Raw genomic sequence first — 20,026 nt, 5'->3', positions numbered from 1 at the left:
CGCCCTATTTCAAACAATGTTGCGCGATACGAACAGATGTTATCCGTTTCACTGTTTATCCAAAGATTGTTGGCCGCCATGACCCACCCTTCCGGATTGCGATTGTTGCTTGCGCACCCCCTGAGGGCCGCGCTTTGGTTAGCTATTTTGGTTGTCATGCTGAAGTCTGCGCTTGATGGGGCGAAACTCGGCTCTGAATTTTCGGGCCTTGGCAATGATGATATCATGCGCATGTTGTCTGTGCGTGACTGGATTGCAGGCCAGGACTGGTATGATGTGGCGCAGTATCGCTTGCTGCCGCCAGACGGTGTGCCGTTGCACTGGTCGCGCTATATTGACGTTGGCATTGCTGCGCTCGTTATCCCATTTTCTTTCATCTTTCCGATGGACACCGCCGAACTGATCGCAGCCACGCTTTGGCCGACTTTGATTATGGTCGTTCATCTGTTGGCAATTGGCTTTGGTACGCGGCGTATTTTTGGAGGCGCGGCAGCGTGTTTCGCCGTATTTTGCGTGGCGTTCTGGCCCGTTACTGCCGACTTGCATTCGCGGGCGGGCCAGCTTGACCATCATAACATGCAGATGTTGACGATGGTGTTTCTGATATTTGCGGTGATCTGGCCCAGCAGGCCTGTTGCCGCGGGTTGCGTTGGCGGCATCGCGGCGGGTTTTTCGCTGGCCGTTGGGTTAGAAAGCCTGCCGTTTATTGTGGGCGGCGGCTTGGCCATATTCATACGTGCTGTCTTTTTGCCATCATCCCATAGTCGGACATTGCTGTTTACCTTTTGTGCGGCCTTGACGCTTGGCAGCGTCCTTTTTTGGATGGGCCAAACCCCCCGGAATATGGGCGCAGCAAGTCTGTGACCAATTGGGTCTGCAGACACTGCTGCTGGTGGCGATCGCTGTGGTTGCCAGCACTGTACCGCTGCTTGCCGGTAGGTGGTTTCAAGGCCCATGGTTTCAACTGGCTGCCGCCCTCGGATTGACTGCAATTGGCATGGGCTTGGCGTGGCCGCTACTGTCGGGGTGTTTGGCTGGGCCTTATGGTGCGTTGCCTGAGGTCATTCAGGAGACAATCAGCGGGCGCATCACCGAGGCCCGACCCGGGCTATCTTTTGCCCGTACCGAGCCTGAGAGAGCGCTTTTGTTCATGCTGCCCGTTTTGGTATCGTTGCTGGTAACGGCCTACTTTGGATCGTGTCGCGCTTGTCAGGTGAGCCGAAGCGTTATCAGGATCAAGCGCTCGGATTGCTTTTGATCCTGTGCGTCATCGGGGTGTTATTGGTTTTTGTGCAAATGCGCAGCGTCATCATGGTTGCGTCCGTTGTCCCTGTGATTGGCGGTGTTGTTGCGGCGCATTTGGTGCGTGGCTATCTCAAGAACCGCGATCTGGCGCAAGGATTGCTGGCGATTGTTATGGTTGTGGTGATCACGTCTCCGGGGTTGATCATTGGCCCATTGGAATCTTACGTCGCAAAAGAGCGGAGCGAAGAGGTCATATCGCGCGGTGGTTGCCTAGAGCAGAGGTCTCTGATGGCGCTGAATGCCGTGCCACCCGGTGTGATCCTCAGCCATTTGAACTTTGGCCCTGGGTTGATCTGGGCCACCCATCATGACGGATTGTCGGCACCCTATCACCGCAGCGCCAAAGCCATGGAGAACGGCATCTTACCGTTTCGCATGGAAAGCGCAGATATGGCGACCTACGTCCGTGCATCACCCGCGACGCATTTGCTGATCTGTCGCGGATATGACTACGAAAGCGATTTCGTCGACACCCTTGCCAATGGCGGCGGTGCGGATTGGTTGCACCCTGTCGCTATTGATGACGACACCCAAATCCTGTTCGAAGTTCTACGCGAATGAGGGAGCCCAACCAATTATGGGCATTCGCGCGTTTTCTGTTGGTAGGAGGCAGTTTTAGTCTTGCCTATGCACTGGTGATGGCCGCTTTGATTGGTATGGTCGATGCCCCGCCGCTGCCAACCAGCATGATTGTATATTTGTTGTGCATTCCATTGGCATTTCTGGCGCAAAAGAAGTTCACCTTCCGCGATGATCAATCAGGCAAGGCGGCCATGTTGATTTATGGTGTAACACAATTGGGCAGTCTTACTTTTGTGTCGGCAATCAGCAGCCGTTTTGTGACCAAAAATTTCATTCTCGATACAGGCCTGTTTCTGGTGACCGCAGGCACAGCTGCAGTCATCAGCTATCTGATTTGTCGCTATGTGATATTCAAGCCGCAGTAGGTGTCAGTCGGGCGATGAAATGGAGCTTGCGGCCGAACACCCAGCTCAGCGGGGCGGGATAAAGTGGCACGTCAGTGATGAACTCATCCGTTGCTAGGTCCGCTTTGTCAAACCAGCCATCCCAGTTGCGGCGTGGCGCATAGTTGTAAGGCAGTACGACGCCATGTGGCGCGTTGCCGACCCAGTCCATTGCCCGCAAAGTCATATGATCCAGTTTGGTTTCGCTCAGATGGTCTTTGATGATCACTGCCTTGCGGGCTACGCGCGCGGCTTCGCTTATCAGGATTTGCGGATCATCTGTGTGGTGCAGAACGTCAACAAATGTCACGACATCAACGGCGTTGTTCTCCATTGGGATAGTCGTGCCGTCGAAGAGCGTGACCGGAATATGGATTGTCTCGCGCTTCATGATGTCGATGCCTTGTACCTTTGTACCATCCTGCCGCGCGCCAATCATCTTGGCGATCTGGCCGTCCCCCGTACCCACATCCAGCATGTCTGACCCGGGTGGCAGAAGGGCTCCGATCTGCTCGACAAGAACGCGAACCCGGCGGTTGAACACTAGTTTTTCATGTGCTTGGCCAATGGATTGCTTGAACATCTTGGGTCTCTTGTCACTTGGGCTTGGGTCAGACTGGATGAACAGCCGGTTAACGTAAAGGATTGCCGCGCATTAAATGGCGCTTTTGGCAGAACTGAGGTGGATTGGCGTCGCAATTTGGACCATCGTTGTGCGCAGTGGCAAGGCAGCAAAGAACAGGGCGCATCAATGGCTTACCTCTTGGGTGTTGATACTGGCGGAACCTATACAGACGCGGTTGTCATTGATGAGGCACGGGACAGTGTTGTTGCCTCAGCCAAGGCGCTGACATCGCGGCCTGATCTTTCCATCGGTGTCGGGGCAGCGATTGATGCGGCTATTAATGATGCGCAGGTCGCCGAGGCCGATATTGCGATGGTCTCATTGTCCACAACATTGGCGACCAATGCGTTGGTCGAAGGGCAGGGTGGGCGCATCGCGCTGATTGCGATCGGCTTTTCAGATGCCGATTTGTCACGTGCGGGCCTGACCGAGGCCTTGCGAGGTGATCCGGTGATCCATTTAGCCGGTGGGCACAATCATTCGGGGGCGAGGTCGCGGCGCTTGATCTGGCAGCGTTGAAGGACAGGTTGCAATCTTTCGATCCGGGCATCACAGGTTTTGCCGTCGCTGCAAGCTTTGCTACGCGCAATCCTGCGCATGAAGTGGCCGCACGCGACGTGATCCGCCAGATGACTGACAAGCCGGTCAGTTGCTCGCATGAGTTAAGTCAGGCCTTGGGCGGCCCGAAACGGGCGCTGACGGCCGTATTGAACGCCCGATTGATCGGCATGTTGGATCGCCTGATCACGGCCTGCGAAACCCACCTGCATCAGATTGGGGTGACCGCCAAACTCATGGTCGTGCGCGGCGATGGGGCTTTGGTATCGGCTGATCTGGCGCGTGAAAAACCGATAGAGACCATTCTGAGTGGGCCCGCTGCCTCAATTGCTTACGCAGCTTGGCTGACGGGCGAGACAGACGCTTTGGTCAGCGACATTGGCGGAACGACCACCGACGTTTGCCTGCTACGCAATGGCCGCCCCAAGATTGACCCCAAAGGCGCGCGCGTTGGCCCCTTTCGTACGATGGTCGAGGCCGTGGCGATGCGCACAACAGGCCTGGGCGGTGACAGCGAAGTGCATGTGGTCGAGGGGTTGAACGGTGGCTTACGGTTGGGTCCGCGACGGTTGATGCCAGTGTCGCTGGCGGCGCATCGCTATCCAGATCTTGTTCATGCAGCGCTGGATCGTGGCCTGGCGCAGGATATCCCCGCACCGGATGGCGGTCAGTTTGTGATCCCGCTTTGGGCACAGATACCTGCTGGGCTCGACACACGCGAACAGACCGTCGCAGACCGGCTGGCGGATGGACCTTTGCGATTGGGGCACGCTGTCCAATCACGCATGGAAAGCCCGGCACTTGGCCGTTTGGTCGCGCGTGGATTGGTTGTATTGGCCGGTGTGACCCCGTCTGATGCATCGCACGCTCTTGGGTTTGTCGATGCGTGGGATCGTGAAGCGGCCGAAAAGGCACTGACGCTTTTTGCCCGGCGTCGGACTGGGGCGGGCGCGCGGGTTGCCCAGAACGGGCCAGCGCTTGCCCGCCAAATTATAGATCAATTGACGGATCAAACAGTGAATTGCCTGTTAGAGGCGGGATTTGCCGAGGATGACCGCAATTGGACCGATCCAGATAAACTTGCCCGGCACCCCCTGAGTGTCGCGGGACTAGACCGGCACGATGGTGTTGTGCGAATGCAGATGTCTTTGGGCGTGCCGGTGATCGGGCTGGGTGCATCTGCCGCCACCTATTATGATGCGGTTGGCGATCGGCTTGGTACGCGTATGATTTTGCCTGAGCACGGCGGTGTGGCAAATGCGATCGGTGCGGTTGTCGGCCAGGTGCGTACTCAGGCGACAGGCTCGGTCACAAGCGCGGGCGAAGGGGTGTTTGCTGTCCATCTGGCGGAGGGGCCGCAGAAATTCGCGAACCGGGATGAGGCGCTGGGTGTACTTGAGGCGGCCCTGAGGTCAGAGGCTGAAATGCGCATGCGTGCGTCTGGTGTAGATGAAATCAGGTTTCAGGTTGCGCGTGACATATCCGAGATCACCGTCGAGAGCCGCGCGATGTTCATCGAAGCGACATTGCGGGTCGAGGCAAGTGGACGACCAAGGATTGCATCGGACGAGTGATCGGGATCGACCTGAATGACGGTTCATGCTGACATTGGCGCGTATTTCAAAAAGCTTTTCTCTATCGTTGCTTGCAGCAGAACCGGCCGCCTCGATGATTGCTGGGTCATGCACCATTGAAACATCATGCGCGTGCCAATTGTGACAATCCGACCTGTCGACCTCACATTCTTGTCAGGCTGATTGCGCCAAAGGGTCGCATCGTCCACAAGGAAGCCAACTTGGGATGAGGCCAGATGCTTGACCGTCACGCACGTCAATTGATCGACCCGCCGTTGAACCGGATCGGTCGCGGGCTGGCATCGCGTGGGTTTACAGCTGATAGCGTAACACTGATTGGGCTTGGCCTTGGTTTGATTGCGGCGTTTTTGATTGTCTTTGGCCAATTTGCGCTTGCGCTTGTCCCTTTACTGGCAAGCCGCATTGCTGATGGTTTGGATGGTGCTGTAGCCCGCGCCACGCAAAAAACGGATTTTGGTGGCTATCTGGATATCGCGGTCGATTTTCTGTTCTACGGCGCGATCCCAATGGCCTTTGTCATCTATGATCCGGCCTCGAACGGTGCCGCTGGCGCCTTCCTGCTCGCGTCGTTCTATTTCAATGGGACCAGCTTTCTGGGCTACGCGATCTTGGCTGAAAAGCATGGGCATAAAACCGACGCGCAGGGCCAAAAGTCGCTCTACTATTCCAACGGCATTCTGGAAGGGACCGAGACGATCGTGTTTTTTGTGATCCTTTGTCTGCTGCCTGTATACTTCTCCCCTCTGGCCTGGGTGTTTGGTGCCCTGTGCTTTGCGACCGCCACACTGCGGATTTATGCCGCCAAACAAATCTACACGAACTGAAGGACACCTACATGAAACATCTTACCGTACTGGCCGCATTGCTGACCCCTGTGCCTGCGCTGGCCGACATTGACCCCACCAACTGGGATGCCGTCACAGCCGAGGCTGAAGGCCAGACCGTCTATTGGAATGCTTGGGGCGGATCCACGACCACCAACGATTTCCTTGCTTGGGTCGGAGACCGTGTGATGGAAGACTACGGCGTTACGCTGGAACATGTGAAACTAACGGATACCGCTGATGCCGTCACCCGCGTGCTGTCCGAAAAGCAGGCCGGTGAAGATGACGACGGCGCCATCGACATGATCTGGATTAACGGCGCAAACTTTGCTGCGATGAAAGAGGCAGATTTGCTGTTTGGCCCCTATGCCGAGCAACTGCCAAACTGGGCCTTTGTCGATGCTGAGGGCAAAACCGTGCAGACCGACTTTACCGTCCCCGTCGAAGGGTTCGAAAGCCCATGGGCCATGGCGCAGGTTGTGTTCGTTCATGACACTGCCGACATGCCAGAGCGCCTTGGTTCGATGCAGGCCCTGCTGGAATGGACCCAGGCCAACCCCGGTCGTTTCAGCTACCCACAGCCACCGGATTTCCTTGGGACAACATTCCTGAAGCAGGTGTTGGTCGACATTCTGCCTGACCCATCCATATTGGCCGACCCGGCAACAGATGAAAACTATGATGAGATCACGGCCCCTCTCTGGGTCTATCTGGACGAGTTGACGCCAAACCTGTGGCGTGAAGGCAAAGCCTATCCGCCCACAGGCACGGCCATGTTCCCACTGATTGCGGACGGCGAGCTGGACCTGTCCATTTCCTTCAGCCCCGGTGCGGCCTCAACCGCAATTGCAAACAATGAACTGCCGCCATCGGTGCGCACATTTGTGTTGGATAAAGGTACCATCGGTAACGCGTCATTTGTCGCGATCCCTTACAATTCTGGCTCAAAGGCTTAAGCGCGATGGTTGTTGCCAACTTCCTGATGTCGCCAGAGGCACAGGCGCGTGCACAAGACCCCGCGATCTTGGGCTACGGCACAGTTTTGAACATGGATGCCTTGTCCGACGATGACCGCGCCTTGTTCGACGCGCTTGAGCTGGGCGTTGCCACCCTGTCGCCCGCTGAATTGGGCACTGTACAGGCCGAGCCGCACCCAAGCTGGGCCACCCGTATCGCCGATGACTGGATGACACGCTACGGTGTGTCCGAGTAAGCCGATCACCATGCTGACCCGTCCCGGGTTCTGCCCGGGACGGGAGCCCAGATGAACCGCCGCCGTTTCCTTCCTATTCTGCCAGTCCTGACATTGCTTGCGATGTTGGGGCCTGTGGCGGCTGGCTTGTGGGGTACGTTGCTGCCAGCCTTTGGACACTTGCCAGCGGCAGGGCTGACCGGCCCATCGATCGACCCGTTCCGTGATCTGTTTGATTGGGCGGGCCTGCCGCGTGCGATGCTGCTGTCGATTTCAACAGGATTGCTGGCCACGTCCATATCGCTGGCCATCGTCATGCTGGTCACGGCCGGTTGGTCAGGTACCAAACCATTCCGCGCATTGGAGCGGTTGCTTTCGCCGCTATTATCGGTCCCGCATGCGGCGGCCGCCTTTGGTTTGGCCTTTCTGATCGCGCCATCAGGTTGGCTGTCTCGTCTGTTCTCTCCGGGTCTGACGGGTTGGGACCGTCCACCAGACCTGTTGATCGTGCAGGACACCTGGGGTCTGACGATGACAGCCGGATTGATCGTGAAAGAGGTTCCCTTCTTGCTCTTGATCACATTGGCCGCCCTTGGGCAGGCTGACGCACAGCGCAGCGTCGCGATTTCGCAGGCCTTGGGCTATGGGCGCGTGACGGGCTGGCTCAAGACCGTGTTCCCGCGTGTCTATGCGCAGATCAGACCGCCGATTTATGTGGTGCTGGCCTATTCAATGTCTGTGGTGGATGTTGCCGTCATCCTTGGGCCGAACACGCCGCCTCCTTTGTCCGTGCAGATCGTCAAATGGATGTCTGATCCTGATCTTGCCATGCGGCTTGAAGGGGCTGCAGGTGCCTTGCTGCAGCTGGGATTGGTGATTGGTGCGCTGGCATTCTGGCGATTTGGAGAGTTCGCGATCGGAGGCTTGGGGGTGCGATGGATTGCGTCTGGCACGCGCGGGAAGCTGGATGGCGTTGTTGCTGTCGGCGCTTTGACAGCTGGAGTGGTTTGTGCGCTGAGTGTTTTGTTCGGCCTTGTCGTTCTGACGATCTGGTCCTTTGCCGGATTTTGGGGATTCCCCGATGCATTCCCCGACGCGTTCACGCTGCGAAACTGGATGCGTTTTGGCCCCGGTACGTTGGAAGCATTGGGTGAAACGGCCCTCATTGCGGTGACCGTGGCGCTTGTCGCGCTGATCCTGACCATCGGATGTCTGGAGGCCGAGTATCGCTTTGGTCTTTCCTTCAGCCAACGCGCGGTTTGGTTGCTTTATCTGCCGCTTCTTATCCCGCAGACGGCTTTCCTGCCGGGGTTACAGACGTTGATGCTGAGCCTTGGCGCAGACGTTGGGCGTCTCCCTGTGATGCTGGCGCATCTGGTTTTTGTGCTACCGTACGTGTTCCTGTCCTTGGCCGATCCATTCCGCGCATGGGATACGCGTATGGGCACGATCGCCGCTGCATTGCGCGCCAGCCCGAATGGGGTGCTTTGGCGTGTGCGTCTACCGATGTTGCTGCGCCCGATCCTGACGGCTTTGGCTGTAGGATTAGCTGTTTCCGTGGGGCAATACCTACCAACTTTGCTGATCGGTGGCGGGCGTGTTGCCACCCTGACGACTGAAGCAGTTGCGCTCGCGTCTGGCGGTGACCGCAGGGCGATTGGCGTGTATGGGCTGATGCAAACCGGGGCTGCGCTGGTGCCGTTTGCGCTGGCCTTGCTGATCCCGGCATTGGTTTGGCGCAATAGAAGAGGGCTACGACATGGATAGGGGTTTGGCCCTGCGTGATGTGACGATCACCAAAAACAAAGTACCGCTACTTTCAGTGAACCATGAGATTGATCCTGGTCAGGTACTGACCCTCATGGGGCCTTCGGGTGTTGGGAAATCAACCTTACTGGCCTTCATCACAGGCACACTTGCACCCGAGTTCACAGCCACTGGCGAGGTTTGGCTGGATGGTCACAACATCACAAATACCGCTCCGCACCAGCGCCGGGTTGGGATCTTGTTCCAAGATGATCTGCTGTTTCCCCACCTGTCGGTTGGGGCAAATTTGGCCTTTGGCCTACAGCCGGGCGGCAATGCCGCTGCGCGGCGAACCAAGATCGAGGAAGCTTTGCTGGAGGTCGGCTTGGGCGGCTTTGCAGACCGCGACCCCGCGACCTTGTCCGGCGGCCAAAAGGCGCGCGTGGCACTGATGCGGATGTTGCTGTCAGAGCCTTGCGGGCTTTTGTTGGACGAGCCGTTTTCGCGGCTCGATGCGGCTTTACGCGCGCAGGTCCGCGAAATGGTCTTTGACAGGGCCAAGGCGCGTGCATTGCCGGTACTGATGGTCACACATGACGCAGATGATGCGCAGGCTGCAGGTGGCGCGATCGTCACCCTCGGGTAGGCTTTGACAATATACTCAGATTTCGTCACCGAAGCGTCAGGTATTCCGCCGGCCTGCAGCGTTTTCATGCATTACGGTCAACCTGCGTTGACACGTGCAATAATCTGATCAGGTGGACGCTTCCGGCGCTTTCCAAAGAGCTGCAAACAGCGCCGCTGCCGCCAGTATATTGGATGCAGCGATAGAGCTATAAATCCATTGCGGTACATCACCAGATGCCCAAATCCCCAACACGGCGAAGCTGGTGCCGATCAGCATCACAAGGAAAACGGCATAGGCCAGCAAACGCCATCCACGCAGCACTCCATAGGCCAATACTGCATAGACCAGCGCGACCGGCAAAAGTCGCATCGCTTCGCTGCTAAAGCCGCTCACGAAGAGAGCAAGGACATGCAGGCCAGCGGAAATACCAACAAAGACGGCCCCCCAGCGCATTGCACCGCTTGCTTTTGTCATATCGGACCTCATTGATCGTTAGCACATGGGTAGCCCGCAACGCCCCATGCGAGGATATCGTTGACGTGCTCTTGGAGGCTATAGGGTGCTGGTTCGCGTGTACCACCTGGGCTCCACGCCCAATGCAGGATAAGATCGTGGTCAAGATGGCTTGCGATCTCGCGGAAATCGCGTCCGCCATTGCGTTCAGGATCGCGCAGCTGATTGCAGATCTCAACCGATGATTTGCCAAACCATTCCGCTTCGACCGGAGCCAATTGCCAGTTCATCGCAACCTGTGGGGCGGCATGTGGAATATCGTTGCTCGCTTCGCGATAGGCATGACACGCACTGCATTGCACGTATTCCATGCCAATGCGACTGTCGCCTGCATTGATGTTCATGCCATGCGGGCGGGCCTCTCCGTAGCTGGGCCCCGACCACATCGGAATGTTGTCCGCTCCCACGTGGCAATTGGCGCAGCGTGGGTGCGACGTTACTTCGTAAACACGGGACCAGGCTTCCAGGCCAGCCTGACGGCTGACAGACCCTTCTTCGGGGGGTGCAATGATGACGTTTTCACCTTCCGCAAAGGCCGCGAATGCGACGACCGTTACGCATAGCGCTCCGAGGACTCTCTTCATACCCTTCACACCTATACAAAATCGACGAATTTGTTGAACGGCATCTCGCGCAGACGTACCCCGGTCAGGTCATAGATCGCGCTGGCAAGGGCTGCTGCCGCTGGCGGCACCGGTGGTTCGCCAATGCCTCGGATTTTCGCGGCGTTTTCAAGGCCCAGCACCTCGATCTCTGGCGTTTGGAATATCCTCATACCCTCGGCGGCGTGATAGTTCGTCTGCTCTGCCATGCCGTCGGAATAAGTGATTTCCGAGTTGATCGCATGTCCCAGCGCCCAGACGACACCGCCTTGCACCTGGTTTTCAAAGTTGATTGGGTCGATGACTTTGCCCACATCAGCAACGACATAGACATTGTCGATTTTGATGCCATAGTCGGTCATGGACACATCAATGACCTCTGCTGTGGGCACACCAAAGCTTTCGACTAGTGCCAGACCACGCCCCCTGTTCGGACCAAGGTCTTTGCCCCAATCCGACATCTCTGCCACAGCTTCGAGCACTGCACGATGGACCGCATGGTTCACGAGTCGCAGACGTTCTTCCATCGGATCAGCGCCTGCCGCGCGGATCAGCTCGTCCAGCGTGTTTTCGGCAAAGAACCCGGCATGGCTGGCGCCAACTGACCGCCAGGAACTGACCGGTGCCAGTTCTGGCACCCGGTAGCCACGCACCCTTAGATCGGGGATGTCATAAGGCATGTTCCATGCGCCCGCGACGATCTGCATATCCGGTCCAGGCACAGATTGCCCTAATCGAGCACCCTGCGATCCGATAACGGAAGGAGATGCGATATCGAGTGAAAGCGCTGTGACCTGACCGTTTTTGACAACACCCTGCGCCCGTGACATCGCGATTTGGCGCGGGAAGTCCTGTAAGAAATCCTCTTCACGGCTGTAGGTCAGCTTGACCGGTGTGCCAGGTATTGTCATGGCGACTTCGGTCGCCTGTTTGATGTGCTCAAACTCCAGCCGGTGCCCGAAACTTCCGCCAGAGAACTGGTTGTGGAATATGACTTTCTCCGGGTCAACACCCGCGACGCCCGCAACCTGTTGCTGGACAAACCGGGGCATCTGATGGCCCGTCCACACTTCGACGCTGTCGTCAGAAACCAGTACAATTGCATTGAGCGGTTCCAATGGCTGGTGTGCGACATAGGGTGCGCGGTTTTCGATGGTGATGGTTTCAGCGTCTGCGAGCGCCGCATCAACATCCCCATCGGCGCGCCATTCCTGATCAAGTCGGTCCGCAACAAAACTGGCCGCGACTTCCTTCCAATGGCCGTCCATTTCGGCCGGGTAGGGGGCTTCTCCCCAATCAACCTCGATCGCGTTGACCGCCTGGATGGCCCGCCACGTATTATCCGCAATCACCGCAACGCCGTTAGTCACAGGTACAATGGCCCGCACGCCGCGCATGGTTTCGGCTTCTGTTGCACTGTAACTTTGTATAGGACCGCCTTTGCGCGGATTGATCCGGACGGAGGCATGAACCATCCCCTCAAATGTGATATCGATGCCAAAGATCTGCGTGCCGGTGGATTTGGCAAACGTGTCGGTCCGCATCATCGGCTTGCCGACTTTCACCCATGTCGAAGGGTCGCGTAGCGCGACTTTGGTCACTGCCGAAATCTCAGCGGCATCAGCCGCTAGATCCGTGTAGGCAATTGTCGCCCCGTCGGGCAGGACGACTTCACCTTTTGCGGTCTTGAGCTGCGCTACGGGTATACCCGTGCGCTGGCTTGCGGCAGCTTTGATCGTTTCGCGCGCGACAGCACCCGCCATGCGGAGCTTCTCGTATTGGTCGGGCATCGAGGTCGAGCCACCTGTACCCTGAATACCCAGCAGTTTAACCACGCCACCCATGACGCCGCGCATCGTCTCTGCTACTGAGCCGTCGTCAAACGACATGAAAGGGACGCCTTCTTCGGCAAATGCGGTGTTGTAGTAGGCCGCATTGGGTTCACCAAAGCTAAGCGTGGCCTGTTCAACGTCGATATCCAGCTCTTCGGCTATGAGGGCTGCCTGCGAAGACTGCACGCCTTGACCGATGTCAGCATGCGGGACGATGAGCGTAATCCCGTCAGACGTCAGTTTGACAAAGGGGTTAAATGCGGCCTCTCCTTCACCCAATCCTACCTTCAGTGGATTGGCGTGAGGACGCGCCGCCATGAAGGTGCCAAAGGCCACACCGCCGAGAACCGTAGCCGAACCAATCAGAAACGAACGCTTACCAATTGTTTTTAAACGTCCCATGGATCACGCCTCCTGCAGTTTGGTTGCGGCCGTCTTCACAGCGGCCCGGATACGTGGATAGGTGCCGCAACGGCATAGGTTGCCGCCCATGACGATGTCGATGTCATCGTCTGTCGGCTCCGGGTTGTTTTCGAGCAGGGAGGCCGCTTGCATGATTTGGCCTGACTGGCAGTAACCGCACTGTGCGACTTGATGTTCGACCCATGCCTCCTGCACCGCATGCAAGGCGTCGGGCGCGCTCAACCCTTCGATCGTCACGACATCTGCGCCTTCAGCTGTTGCTGCTGCGACCTGACAACTGCGTACGGCAACGCCATCCATATGGACAGTACAGGCACCGCATTGGGCAACTCCGCAACCATACTTTGTGCCGGTCAGCCCCAATTCGTCGCGAAGCACCCACAACAGGGGCATGTCATCTTCGACATCGACTTCACGTTCCTCACCGTTCACCAGTAGTCGCATCTGTCTGTTCCTCTGTTGATTGGACAATTAGTCACTTTAAGTCTAATTGATATATTTTCGCTGATATGTCAAATGGAATTCATGACCAATAAGAACCACATGATCATTACTGCGGCGACAAACATGTTCGCCCGCTACGGCTATTCCAAGACGACGATGGGCGATATTGCTGCGGAAGCGGGTGTCGCGCGACAAACCGTCTATAACGCATTTCCGGGCAAGGAGGAAATCCTGCGCGCCGTGGTGCGACAAGCCGGTGAAGAAACCTATGCCGCTGTCATGAACGAGTGGGCCGACGCGACGACCCTTGAGGAGAAACTGAGCGCGTTCCAGACGTTCGGTCCGCTCAAATGGTTCGAAGCGATCCATGCAGCTCCAGACTGGGCTGAGCTTATGGACGGCATGCACAAGGCCGCATCCGAGGAGATGACAACCCTTGACCTGCAGTGGCGCAACGCGATCACCCAAATGCTGAACACCGATGGACCTGAACGGACCGACGCTACAAAAGGGCACGACGAAATTGCCGACTTCTTCTACGCAACCAGCTTGAATGCAAAGTATGGGGTAAAAGACATAGAACAATTGCGGTCACGCCTGCGCACAATCAGGGCGGCGACCTTGGCGCTGCTAAATACATGATTTGTACTCTATAGCCGCCCAAAGATCATCGGGATATCGCAAAGAACAATTGCTAGAACGTTGCCAAGTATAGGGATTCACGCAATTGGTGCGAAACGCGGCTGTGAGCGTTTCAACTGACAAGGCCACACTGTGCTATGAAGGGGTCGGTCGCGGGCTCGGCTGTTACGATGCAGTGTGCGTTTTGGCATCGTGTAGTTGTCAAGGCTAATGACGTTTTCACAAGCTGGATTCAAGCTAGGCGGTAGGCTGCATATTGCGCGATGCATTCCTAACGAACCGTTGCAGCGCCCATAATCAACCTTTGACGGCATCTTGTATATTTTGATATAAGAACAAATAGTGAACATTATGCAGATTCGGTATGTCTTAGATGGGATCATTGAAAACCCAAAAGCGTTTGGTAGATCAATGTCGCAAGTCCGACCAAACCCAACAGTCATTTTCGTCAGAGGTTTTTGCCGATGTCGTCACCGATGCCGGGGTTATGGGCTTTGTACTCGCCAGTCTCCCGCGCAAGGTCGCACCTATCTTGTGGGTGCAGGATCATCTTTCGCGCAAGGAAACAGGTGCGCCATATCTGCCGGGAATTGGCATAAAACGCCCGATTATTCAGGTGACTGTCAGCCGCGCTGCCGATGCATTATTTGCGATAGAGGAAGGGTTGCGCTGTCACAGTCTGACCGCCGTTATGGGCGAGATCTGGGGCGACCCGCCAGCGTTGGATTTCACTGCGACCAAACGGTTATCCATGCGGGCGGAGGCGGCCAGGATGCCGTGTTGGTTGATCCGCCGTGCGGCCTCTGCCGACCTCAGTGCGGCGCGAGACAGATGGCGTGTGAAGTCGCTACCATCTGCCCCACATCCGCAAGATATACACGCCCCAGGTGCGCCACGCTGGCAGGTCACGTTGTTCCGGTCGCGCAATCGTTCGCCGGGAACATGGGTCGCCAGTTATGATGGAACGGCGGATCGTTTCAATCTCGCTGCCCCATTTCGCGATGGAGAGGTGGCAGCGCGTGATGGAGCGACAGGGCAACGCGCCGCCGGATGATGTCCCAATCGCACTGGTCAGTGAAGGCCACCATGGCCCTGTGATCCATGCTGCCAACCGCGCCGCCCGTTTGCAGGGGATCAATCTGGACGCCCGGGTTTCTGATATGCGTGCAATCTGTCCTGAATTGCAGATTGAATATGCTGATCTGGCAGGGGATCGCACCGCCTTGGACCGTTTGGTGCTTTGGGCGCGCCGCTGGTGTCCCTGGACTGTGCGGGATGGCGCGGATGGCCTGATCCTCGACACAACGGGATCGGACCATTTGCTTGGTGGTGAGGCCGCCATGTTGGTTGAGATGGAAACGCAACTGTCACGCTTGGGTCTTAGCGCACAACTGGCGGTCGCACCCACATGGGGTGCGGCATGGGCTTTGGCCCGTTTCGACGCGGTCCGCTCTATTTGTGAGGCGGATGACGTTTGTCATAAACTAGGACCCTTGCCTGTAACTGCACTTCGCTTGCAGCCTGAGACTGTCCTTCTCTTACGTCGTTTAGGGCTCAAGACCATTGGTGTGCTTATGGGTGTACCGCGCTTGTCGCTCACTCGCCGCTTTGTCAAAGCGCCCCTGACAAGCAATCCGCTCATGCGACTTGATCAGGCTTTGGGTAAACTGGCCGAACCAGTTGCAAGCGTGGATGCCAAACCCCGGTTTCATGTGCAAAGCCGCTTGGCCGAACCTATTTTTGACCCAACCCCCTATCTGCCAGAACTATGCACAGAGCTTTGCGATAAGCTACAAGAGGCAGGTTATGGCTGTCGCCGCCTGCATTTGGCGGTCTATCGCACCGATGGTGATGTGAGCGAGGTCAGCGTGGCGACGGCGGCCATCACCCGTGATCCGATACACTTGCACAGTCTTTTCCGGGATAAGGTTGAACGCATCAATCCGGGTTTTGGGTTTGACCTCATCATATTGAATGCAGGCGATGTTGAAGAGATGCAGACACGCCAAAATCGCTTGGATGGTGGAACAGATGATGGGGTGCACCTGAACCGATTAGTGGATCGGCTCAGCGCAAAATTTGGGACACATGCTGTCACGCGCCCTGTTTTGTATGAAAGCCATGTACCGGAACGGGCCGAACGAAGGCTTTATGCCCTCAGTGGCGATGTCGAGATGGGTGTTGCAACGGGCCAAGAGCGCCCGCTGCGCCTGTTTGCAAACCCTGAGGAAGTCCGTGTGCTTTATGCTGTACCAGAAGGGCCACCTGCACAATTTGTCTGGCGCCTAAGCAAACACATCGCGTGGCCAGATATGCGGGACCAGAACGTATTGCGCCTGAATGGTGGCATGATCGCCCCAGTACCCGGCTGCGAGACTACTTTAAGGTCGAGAACCAGTCCGGTCATCGCATCTGGATGTATCGCGAAGGGCTGCATGAGGATGGCCGTGGCGGTGACCCGCGCTGGTTTGTGCACGGGTGTTTTGCATGATGATTTGGCGGCAATACATACGGCGCGTTTGGGATCTTTCCAGCGCGCGCTTTCGGGGCAAGATGATAGGGATTTCATCATATGCCTGAGATGGACAATCAACGCCCGCGCCGCACGATTGAAGATGACGGGTTTCGCAGGAACCCAAAGGCAGCTTTTGTCGAGCTGGGTGTGACCACGTGTTTTTCTTTTCTGCGTGGTGCCTCTGATGCCGTGGACCTTGCAACGACAGCCAATAGGCTTGGATATGACAAGCTTGGCTGTGCGGACCTCAATACAATGGCCGGGGTTGTACGATTACATGCCGAAGCGAGCAAAGCGCAGATAGTCCCTGTCATTGGGTGTCGCCTGCAACTCGTCTCTGGTGAAGAATTTCTGGCTTACCCATGCGATCGCGCTGCCTATGGGCGGTTATGTACATTGCTCTCTAAAGGAAAAATGCAGAACCTTGACGGGGCATGGCAGGACAAGGGCACCTGCCACATCACATTAGATGATCTTGCGCGATACAGTGATGGTGTACAGTTAATTGTCGTTCCACGTGTCGATGTAGACAGCTTTGCATCTGGATTACATCGCCTAAAAAACGCACTCCCAACACTTAAACATATTGCAGCCAGTTATCTTTATCGTGGGGATGATCGTGCGCGCATCAACAGGCTCGACAATCTTGCCAAGACACATGGCATGTCCATCCTTGCGACCAATGATGTCCATTACCATGCGCCGGAGCGTCGGCCATTACAGGATGTGATGACTTGCATCTTACACAAGACAACCATTCAAAAAGCTGGGTTTTTGCTGGATGCTAATGCGGAACGTCATTTGAAATCCCCCACTCAAATGGCACAACTTTTTGCCGAATGGCCCCATGCGATCAAGGCCACCCGTGACATAGCGGATGCCTGTCAATTTACTTTGACAGAACTGGCCTATGAATATCCCAAAGAAACAGTGCCAGAGGGGCGCACGCCGCAAGGTTATCTGGAAGAACTGACATGGCAAGGGGCCGCACAGCGATATCCAAATGGTGTGCCAGAAACACTAAAAGTCACTCTTAACAGAGAACTTGCACTGATTGGGAAGCTGGATATCGCCCAGTACTTTTTAACGATCCAGCAGGTTGTGAATTACGCGCGCTATGAATCCAAACCGCCAATCTTGTGTCAGGGGCGCGGGTCAGCGGCCAATTCTGCGGTTTGCTATGTGCTGGGAATTACGGCGGTTGATCCTGATAAGAACGATCTGTTGTTTGAGCGCTTCATCAGTGAAGAACGCAAAGAGCCGCCGGATATTGATGTCGATTTCGAACATGAACGGCGTGAAGAAGTCATCCAGCATATTTACGAGAAGTATGGGCGCGACCGGGCCGCGCTTTGTGCAACTGTCATCCATTACCGCCCGCGTATGGCCGTACGTGAGGTTGGCAAGGTCATGGGATTATCTGAGGATGTAACTGCCGCCCTCGCCAAGACAATCTGGGGGTCATGGGGGCGCACCGTCGGGATGAAAGAGGCCGAAGAAGCGGGTATTGATCTTAAAGACCCACTGATGGCGCGCACGATCAAACTGGCTGACCAGATGATTGGCATGCCACGACATCTTGGGCAGCATGTTGGCGGGTTCATCCTGACAGAAAAGAAACTGATCGAGACCGTGCCAATTGGCAACGGCGCAATGCCGGATCGCACATTCATCGAATGGGACAAGGACGATATTGATGAATTGCGTATCCTCAAGGTCGATGTGCTGGCCTTGGGGATGCTGACCTGTATCCGTAAAGCCTTTGATCTGATTGAAGCGCATTATGGGGAAAAGTTGACGCTCGCAGATATCAAAGGTGGTGATGAAGCAACCTACGACATGCTCTGCAAAGGCGACAGTGTCGGTGTGTTTCAGGTCGAAAGCCGTGCACAGATGAATATGCTCCCGCGCCTGAAACCACGAGAATTTTATGATCTGGTCATTCAGGTTGCCATTGTGCGCCCTGGCCCGATCCAAGGGGATATGGTGCACCCCTATCTGCGGCGACGGAACGGGCTAGAACCAGAGGATTACCCATCGCCCGCGCCGCCGCATGACCCTGATGAATTGCGCAATGTGCTGTCTCGTACCAAGGGTGTGCCCATCTTTCAGGAACAAGCTATGAAGCTGGCGATGGTTGCCGCAGAGTTCAGCCCAGATGAGGCGAACCAACTGCGCAAGGCAATGGCTACATTCAGGTCCAAGGGCACTATTGGCGAACTTGAAGACAAAATGGTCAGCCGCATGATCAAGCGCGGCTATGATCCTGAGTTTGCGCATCGCTGTTTCAACCAGATCAAAGGCTTTGGTGATTACGGGTTCCCCGAAAGCCATGCAGCGAGCTTTGCGCATCTGGTCTATGTTTCAAGCTGGATCAAATGCCATTATCCTGGTGTGTTTTGTGTGGCGTTACTGAATTCCCAGCCGATGGGGTTTTACGCCCCCGCCCAGATTGTGCGGGATGCAAGGGAACATGACGTTGAAGTGCGTCCAGCCGATATCAATTACAGCGATTGGGATAATACACTTGAGCCATTAGGGAACGGGCAATTCGCGGTGCGTTTGGGACTGCGGCAGGTTGATGGTGTTGCACAGGAAAAAGCCGCGCGGGTTATGATGGCTCGCGACATGCCTTATATTGACATCCAAGACCTCAAAGAGCGTAGTTTGATTGATGCGGGCACAGTGCAGAAACTCTCTGCGGCAGATGCGTTTCGCTCTATAGCCCTTGACCGTCGTCAGGCGCTTTGGGATGCGCGAGCGTTGCGCGACGCACCCGATTTGCCGCTTTTTGCGGAAACACGGGATGAGGGGCCAGAGGTGGCATTCCCTTTGCCGCAAATGCCCATATGCGAACATGTGGTGGCAGATTACCAAACACTTCGGCTGTCGCTCAAGGCGCACCCGATGTCATTCCTGCGCAAAAGCATGACACGGCAAGGTTATAATCCTGCCGCTGACCTCGCCCCAATGCGTAATGGGCAACGAATCTCTCTGGCAGGGATTGTGTTGATCCGGCAGAGACCGGGCAGTGCGAAAGGCGTGTGTTTCATCACGCTTGAGGATGAAACAGGGGTTGCCAATATCGTGGTCTGGCCGAAAGTCATGGTCGCGTTTCGAAAAGTGATCATGGGCGCGAGATTGATCGACGTTTCAGGCGTTGTGCAAAAGGATAAAGACAGTCAGGTCATCCATATTGTCGCACATCGTTTGACGGATCGCAGCGATGCGCTTTTAGGATTGTCAAATGATCATATGGATGTCCCGCTTGCACATACAGATGAAGTGAAAAAACCCATCCCGCCCCATGTCCAAAGGCATCCACGTGATGTCAGGATCATTCCGAAGTCTCGGGACTTTCATTGAAGGACTGTTCTTAAGTAGCAAGAGCCCGTTCCAACCAAGTAGAAATGTCACCAGAGCGCGCGACGAAAGCGCGGCCTTTGAAGGTGGCTGTAGCTACATTGCCCTTACGGCTGATATGGAGCCGGTAGCGTTATCATACTTTGGCCCATAGCAGACATTGCAAGCAGTTCGTGATGCCCTGGTGCCGCTACTCCGGCGTTGACATTCGTACAGCGCCAATACGAAACTCAGACATGTGTTGTGCTTACGCC

16 protein-coding genes and 2 pseudogenes are annotated in these 20,026 nt (G+C 56.1%); 13 read left to right on the top strand and 5 right to left on the bottom strand.

Annotation, left to right across the window (positions count from 1 at the left end):
• The first annotated feature begins 78 nt into the window (after positions 1 to 78).
• The 4 genes from QTO30_RS12180 to QTO30_RS12165 are packed head-to-tail and all read left to right on the top strand — an operon-like array spanning position 79 to position 2,252.
• A complete protein-coding gene (locus tag QTO30_RS12180; protein ID WP_340424373.1) occupies positions 79 to 864 on the top strand; it encodes a hypothetical protein in 786 nt (261 codons plus the stop codon).
• A gap of 4 nt (positions 865 to 868) precedes the next feature.
• Complete coding sequence (locus tag QTO30_RS12175) at positions 869 to 1,258, top strand: hypothetical protein (protein WP_340424372.1); 390 nt, start codon at positions 869 to 871, stop codon at positions 1,256 to 1,258.
• Between the two features lie 38 nt (positions 1,259 to 1,296).
• Entirely contained in the window at positions 1,297 to 1,866 is a 570-nt protein-coding gene (locus QTO30_RS12170) for a hypothetical protein (RefSeq protein ID WP_340424371.1), read from the top strand.
• The gene (locus QTO30_RS12165) at positions 1,863 to 2,252 is read left to right on the top strand and encodes a GtrA family protein (RefSeq protein WP_340424370.1); all 390 of its coding nucleotides are present in this window, start codon (positions 1,863 to 1,865) and stop codon (positions 2,250 to 2,252) included. Before QTO30_RS12170 ends, QTO30_RS12165 begins: the two co-directional genes overlap by 4 nt.
• Here the strand turns inward: QTO30_RS12165 and QTO30_RS12160 are convergent.
• Positions 2,239 to 2,853, bottom strand: coding sequence for a class I SAM-dependent methyltransferase (locus tag QTO30_RS12160; protein WP_340424369.1), 615 nt, complete (start codon positions 2,851 to 2,853; stop codon positions 2,239 to 2,241). The genes QTO30_RS12165 and QTO30_RS12160 overlap by 14 nt on opposite strands.
• Positions 2,854 to 3,021: 168 nt before the next feature.
• On the opposite strand from QTO30_RS12160, the pseudogene QTO30_RS12155 reads away from it, so the two are divergent.
• From QTO30_RS12155 to QTO30_RS12135, 5 genes and pseudogenes are all read left to right on the top strand, one after another.
• Positions 3,022 to 5,027, top strand: a pseudogene (locus QTO30_RS12155) (hydantoinase/oxoprolinase N-terminal domain-containing protein).
• Positions 5,028 to 5,263: 236 nt separating this feature from the next.
• Entirely contained in the window at positions 5,264 to 5,872 is a 609-nt protein-coding gene (locus QTO30_RS12150; RefSeq protein WP_340424368.1) for a CDP-alcohol phosphatidyltransferase family protein, read from the top strand.
• Between the two features lie 11 nt (positions 5,873 to 5,883).
• A pseudogene (locus tag QTO30_RS12145) lies at positions 5,884 to 7,085 on the top strand (ABC transporter substrate-binding protein).
• A gap of 51 nt (positions 7,086 to 7,136) precedes the next feature.
• A complete protein-coding gene (locus QTO30_RS12140) occupies positions 7,137 to 8,831 on the top strand; it encodes an ABC transporter permease (RefSeq protein WP_340424367.1) in 1,695 nt (564 codons plus the stop codon).
• The gene (locus QTO30_RS12135; RefSeq protein ID WP_340424366.1) at positions 8,824 to 9,456 is read left to right on the top strand and encodes an ATP-binding cassette domain-containing protein; all 633 of its coding nucleotides are present in this window, start codon (positions 8,824 to 8,826) and stop codon (positions 9,454 to 9,456) included. Before QTO30_RS12140 ends, QTO30_RS12135 begins: the two co-directional genes overlap by 8 nt.
• 108 nt (positions 9,457 to 9,564) lie before the next feature.
• Here QTO30_RS12135 and QTO30_RS12130 read toward each other — a convergent pair whose 3' ends face one another.
• The 4 genes from QTO30_RS12130 to QTO30_RS12115 are packed head-to-tail and all read right to left on the bottom strand — an operon-like array spanning position 9,565 to position 13,252.
• On the bottom strand, positions 9,565 to 9,912 hold the full coding sequence (locus QTO30_RS12130; RefSeq protein ID WP_340424365.1) for a hypothetical protein: 348 nt from the start codon (positions 9,910 to 9,912) through the stop codon (positions 9,565 to 9,567).
• Between the two features lie 8 nt (positions 9,913 to 9,920).
• Complete coding sequence (locus QTO30_RS12125) at positions 9,921 to 10,535, bottom strand: hypothetical protein (protein ID WP_340424364.1); 615 nt, start codon at positions 10,533 to 10,535, stop codon at positions 9,921 to 9,923.
• Between the two features lie 11 nt (positions 10,536 to 10,546).
• On the bottom strand, positions 10,547 to 12,787 hold the full coding sequence (locus tag QTO30_RS12120; protein WP_340424363.1) for a xanthine dehydrogenase family protein molybdopterin-binding subunit: 2,241 nt from the start codon (positions 12,785 to 12,787) through the stop codon (positions 10,547 to 10,549).
• Positions 12,788 to 12,790: 3 nt separating this feature from the next.
• Complete coding sequence (locus tag QTO30_RS12115; RefSeq protein ID WP_340424362.1) at positions 12,791 to 13,252, bottom strand: (2Fe-2S)-binding protein; 462 nt, start codon at positions 13,250 to 13,252, stop codon at positions 12,791 to 12,793.
• An 81-nt stretch (positions 13,253 to 13,333) separates the two neighbouring features.
• Between QTO30_RS12115 and QTO30_RS12110 the strand changes: the two genes are divergently transcribed.
• The 4 genes from QTO30_RS12110 (at position 13,334) to QTO30_RS12095 (ending at position 19,775) form a co-directional block, all read left to right on the top strand.
• Positions 13,334 to 13,894, top strand: coding sequence for a TetR/AcrR family transcriptional regulator (locus QTO30_RS12110; RefSeq protein WP_340424361.1), 561 nt, complete (start codon positions 13,334 to 13,336; stop codon positions 13,892 to 13,894).
• Between the two features lie 373 nt (positions 13,895 to 14,267).
• Positions 14,268 to 14,948 carry an ImuA family protein gene (locus tag QTO30_RS12105; protein WP_340424360.1) on the top strand — a complete coding sequence of 227 codons (681 nt, stop codon included), beginning with the start codon at positions 14,268 to 14,270 and terminating at the stop codon, positions 14,946 to 14,948.
• Positions 14,917 to 16,560 carry a Y-family DNA polymerase gene (locus QTO30_RS12100; RefSeq protein ID WP_340425927.1) on the top strand — a complete coding sequence of 548 codons (1,644 nt, stop codon included), beginning with the start codon at positions 14,917 to 14,919 and terminating at the stop codon, positions 16,558 to 16,560. Before QTO30_RS12105 ends, QTO30_RS12100 begins: the two co-directional genes overlap by 32 nt.
• A complete protein-coding gene (locus QTO30_RS12095; RefSeq protein ID WP_340424359.1) occupies positions 16,467 to 19,775 on the top strand; it encodes an error-prone DNA polymerase in 3,309 nt (1,102 codons plus the stop codon). The genes QTO30_RS12100 and QTO30_RS12095 overlap by 94 nt, the downstream gene beginning before the upstream one ends.
• Positions 19,776 to 20,026: the final 251 nt, after the last annotated feature.

It is taken from the genome of Yoonia sp. GPGPB17, assembly GCF_037892195.1.
Lineage (GTDB): Bacteria > Pseudomonadota > Alphaproteobacteria > Rhodobacterales > Rhodobacteraceae > Yoonia.
This window is presented reverse-complemented; position numbering and strand designations above follow the sequence as displayed.

Coding starts and splice junctions, on each gene's coding strand:
- QTO30_RS12140 (WP_340424367.1), top strand. CDS start 7,137: ATGAACCGCCGCCGTTTCCTTCCTATTCTGCCAGTCCTGACATTGCTT.
- QTO30_RS12170 (WP_340424371.1), top strand. CDS start 1,297: ATGCGCAGCGTCATCATGGTTGCGTCCGTTGTCCCTGTGATTGGCGGT.
- QTO30_RS12130 (WP_340424365.1), bottom strand. CDS start 9,912: ATGACAAAAGCAAGCGGTGCAATGCGCTGGGGGGCCGTCTTTGTTGGT.
- QTO30_RS12150 (WP_340424368.1), top strand. CDS start 5,264: ATGCTTGACCGTCACGCACGTCAATTGATCGACCCGCCGTTGAACCGG.
- QTO30_RS12105 (WP_340424360.1), top strand. CDS start 14,268: ATGGGATCATTGAAAACCCAAAAGCGTTTGGTAGATCAATGTCGCAAG.
- QTO30_RS12115 (WP_340424362.1), bottom strand. CDS start 13,252: ATGCGACTACTGGTGAACGGTGAGGAACGTGAAGTCGATGTCGAAGAT.
- QTO30_RS12180 (WP_340424373.1), top strand. CDS start 79: ATGACCCACCCTTCCGGATTGCGATTGTTGCTTGCGCACCCCCTGAGG.
- QTO30_RS12110 (WP_340424361.1), top strand. CDS start 13,334: ATGACCAATAAGAACCACATGATCATTACTGCGGCGACAAACATGTTC.
- QTO30_RS12100 (WP_340425927.1), top strand. CDS start 14,917: ATGGAGCGACAGGGCAACGCGCCGCCGGATGATGTCCCAATCGCACTG.
- QTO30_RS12125 (WP_340424364.1), bottom strand. CDS start 10,535: ATGAAGAGAGTCCTCGGAGCGCTATGCGTAACGGTCGTCGCATTCGCG.
- QTO30_RS12135 (WP_340424366.1), top strand. CDS start 8,824: ATGGATAGGGGTTTGGCCCTGCGTGATGTGACGATCACCAAAAACAAA.
- QTO30_RS12095 (WP_340424359.1), top strand. CDS start 16,467: ATGCCTGAGATGGACAATCAACGCCCGCGCCGCACGATTGAAGATGAC.
- QTO30_RS12120 (WP_340424363.1), bottom strand. CDS start 12,787: ATGGGACGTTTAAAAACAATTGGTAAGCGTTCGTTTCTGATTGGTTCG.
- QTO30_RS12165 (WP_340424370.1), top strand. CDS start 1,863: ATGAGGGAGCCCAACCAATTATGGGCATTCGCGCGTTTTCTGTTGGTA.
- QTO30_RS12160 (WP_340424369.1), bottom strand. CDS start 2,853: ATGTTCAAGCAATCCATTGGCCAAGCACATGAAAAACTAGTGTTCAAC.